Origin of the sequence: Coprococcus sp. ART55/1, assembly GCF_000210595.1 — a bacterium.
Lineage (GTDB): Bacteria > Bacillota > Clostridia > Lachnospirales > Lachnospiraceae > Coprococcus > Coprococcus aceti.
Genome location: NC_021018.1, coordinates 1,482,454 through 1,486,054, shown reverse-complemented (window position 1 = coordinate 1,486,054; position 3,601 = coordinate 1,482,454). Strand labels below are relative to the sequence as shown.

The window sequence follows — 3,601 nt, the reverse complement described above, 5'->3', positions numbered from 1 at the left end:
AAGTTTTACGATGACTTCAAAGAAGACTCTTAATGTGTCAGATACTGTCAAGGTGGTCCAGACTGATCTCAAATCGGTATATCAGACCAAGACGGTGAGATCTGAGACCACAGGGGCAGAGGTCACATATACAGGAGACAAGATCACACTCAGCTGTCAGCCGAAATCACTGTCAGGTGAGGACGTACAGGGAGATGTGGAATTTGTCATTACAGGGCCTGAGATCAAGCGCATAGCTGGTAAGTACGACAGAGCAAATGGCTGCTATACTGCACAGTGGGAGCCATCCGGACAGGGAATATACAACGTATATGTATACTTTGCAGGAAATAAACAGTACAACGACAGTATATCTGACTCGATGTCTATATATACCTCATTTGAGGGAAAGACGAACATGAATCTGACCATGCAGGATAATGTAAGATACGGAGATTCGGTGAAGATGTCTCTGGAGAGAGTGTCATACGACAATACAGGAAAGCTTCAGGATATCACGGACGATTCAGAATACACAGTTAAGATAAAGAATAATAAGACAGGAGAATTTGAGGACACAGACAAATACGAACTTGCAAACGGCGTGTTTATACCGAAGTCTATTGGAATGTTCCAGATAACGGCATCAAATGGCGGAGACAAGACTCAGAAGAATATAAATGTTGGAAGGGCACAGCTTGAGATAGCTGCCCAGGATACAGAGAAAAGTGTAAATGATTCTGTAAGAGAGTGCGAGGATGCGGTGATAACAGGTCTCAAGGCATGGGATACCGACATAATGCCTCAGAGAGACAGGGATTACGAGCTCAGATCATATGGAGTAAGTGGGCTGCTGCCGGGTATATATGATATAGATGTTGCATACGTCAAGGTGGACGATCAGCATTCACAGGTTATGAATGAACTTGAGAAGAACTATATAATAAACCTGGTTAAAGCATCATACACACTGACAGGAAACGTGTACACAGTTACTGCCAGGCCGGCAAATACACATGGTACAGTTTCAATCAAGTACCAGCAGCCTGGAAATGAAAACAGTGACGGACTCACAGTTGACAGTGGAACAAGACTCCCTGAGAACTCAACGATCACTTTAGCTGCTACTCCTCATAAGGGATATAAGGTTAAGAGCTGGTCACTAAATGGAAAGACAGTTACGGATCCACAGTGTGGAACATCCGGTGGCAAGGCGTGCAGCGATGACCAGATCCAGATGGCTAAGCTGAAAGCAAACATGAATGTAGCAGTAAACTTTGAGCCTGTATATCACAAGCTGACATACAAGCCGGACAATAAGGCTCACGGAACACTCAAAGCAAACTATGTGACGGATGGAACAATTGGAAAATCGTTTGGTTCAGGTGCAAACATTCATATAGAACAGAAGGTAAGACTCACTGCGGTTCCGGCAGCAGGATATGTTCTGGATCATTGGACTGTTACGGGAGAAGATGGAGTTCCAGAGACCGTTCTCGCGGAAGATGGAGTGACAAATAACACATCTCTCACATATGATGCAGAGGAGATCAGCGAGGATACACTTATCACGGCATATTTTGCAGAGGCACAGAATTTCAAAATATCAGTCTCGCCTGTAACTGTTGGAAGCGATGGAAAGACTACAGTGACAACAGGTGTGGATGTCACAGTCAAGGCTCAGCGAGTTGACGGCACAGTGACTATAGAGAGCGGTGAAGATGGTATATATGAAGTCAGCCGAGGCGACAATGTGACCATCCAGGTTACCGTTCCGTCAGGACTACTTCTCGACGGATGGTCAGCAGCAGATGGACAGGAACTTGGAACTATATCAGCGGATCTCAGGACGATGACAGTGTATGATATAGCTTCAGACCTCGATTATACAGTTAAGTACACTGCGCCGAACAGATACAAGGTGACATATGGTGCGGATGATGATGCAGCTGGTGTGGTAGATGCTGTGGCTGCAGGAAGTACAGACGCACTTGTATCCGGTGACAAGCAGCTTCAGGGAAGTGACATAGTATTTACAGCAACTCCAAATGAAGGCTACGAGGTAGCATACTGGGAGGTAAATGGCGAGAAGGTTGATGCTGAGGCAGAAGGTACTGGCGTCCAGAGGTATGAACTAGAATATCTCGGCAAGGATACAAAGGTTGTCGTATACTTCTACAAACAGCCGGTTGTGTCGTGGACATCAGGAAATGACACAGAGATGACTGCAAAGTCAGGAGATTCTGATCTGGCAAATGGCGGATATATCGCATATGCAAGTAAGGATGATCTGAAATTCTCATTTGCGGTGAAGAGAAGTTATGAGATAGCTGACATAAAGGTAAATTATGCAGGAGAGGATGTATTCAGTCTTGCGGAGGACAGCGGAGAAGGAAAGCTGACTGAGACTGCGGATGCTGAGTCCGGAACAGAGAGATACACATTTACGTGGAGTGCTCCGGCAGATGGGTTTACAGGGGATGTGACAGTAAATGCCACATACAGAAAGATCACACCATCCGTGAAGGCTGAGTATTCTCTGAAAGTGATAGAGAAGGCTTCTGCCGGAGAGTCGTCAGGAAAGACACACGGCTCTATAAGTGCAGATGTGTCAAGAAAAAAATCTCCCTTCATACATACAGATAGGAGATACCATAAGTGATGCGACGGAGAGCAAATCTGCGCAGATCACAGACATATACAGAGATTCTGTCATCACATTCAAGGTTGTGCCTGATGATGGATACAATGTAAAAGAATGGATCATAAATGGACATAAGCTGACAAGCGAGACAGAGAATATAAAGTTATATTCAGACAAGAAAGTAAATGATACCCTTAAGATCACGGTTGACGGAGATTCATCTGATGTGACAGTTATGGCTGGTCTTGAGCTGGTTGGTGATGTACTCACATTTGGTCCTGAGACAGAGGGAACAGGTGAGGTGAGCGCCATGATCACATCTACAAAGCTGGTGCTCGAATCAGGAGATATGATAGGTGCTGCTTCATATGTGGAATTCACAGCGGCGGCTGCAGAAGGATACGAAGTTGCAGACTGGCTTGTAAATGGAATCAGTCAGGGCGTGGCAGAGAAGATATTTGCATACAAAGTGCCAAAGGATACGAGAGTTGATGTGAGGGCTGTGTTTGACAGACCTGTGTATAAGATAACATGGTCAGCGGACGGAGCCGGACAGATAGAGGCAGAGAACGTGACAGCAGATGAAGTGCTTGAAGGTAATTCTGCACAGATCAGAGGAGACAGAGAGCTTAAGTTTACGGCTATTCCGGATCTGTATATGGAGTGTACGGGATACACAGTAAAGACAGCAGAGGGAACAAAGGATTACACAGCAGAGGAGCTTGGCAGCAACGTATTTGTGGTTGACAAGGTGGCATCTGACATAGATGTTGTTGCTCACTTTGCTAAGCAGGAACTCAAGTCAGTTATAACCTTTGAGGCAAATGATGCTGCTCTTGGAGCTGTGACAGCGGTATATGGACTGGACGAGAAGGCTGAGATCACAAGCGGCGATAGCCAGGTATCCGGCGGAGATGCAGTATTTACGGCAGCTCCTGCAGATGGCCAGATGATCGAGGGCTGGTATCTTGATCCTGA

At 45.7% G+C, this 3,601-nt stretch carries 2 protein-coding genes; both read left to right on the top strand.

What is annotated here, in order from left to right; genetic code table 11:
* On the top strand, positions 1-2,641 hold a 2,641-nt coding region (locus tag CCU_RS06850), incomplete at its 5' end, for an InlB B-repeat-containing protein (protein WP_208896064.1).
* Positions 2,586-3,601 (top strand): InlB B-repeat-containing protein (locus CCU_RS06845; protein WP_208896063.1); only part of this gene is annotated, 1,016 nt, incomplete at its 3' end. The genes CCU_RS06850 and CCU_RS06845, both read left to right, overlap by 56 nt.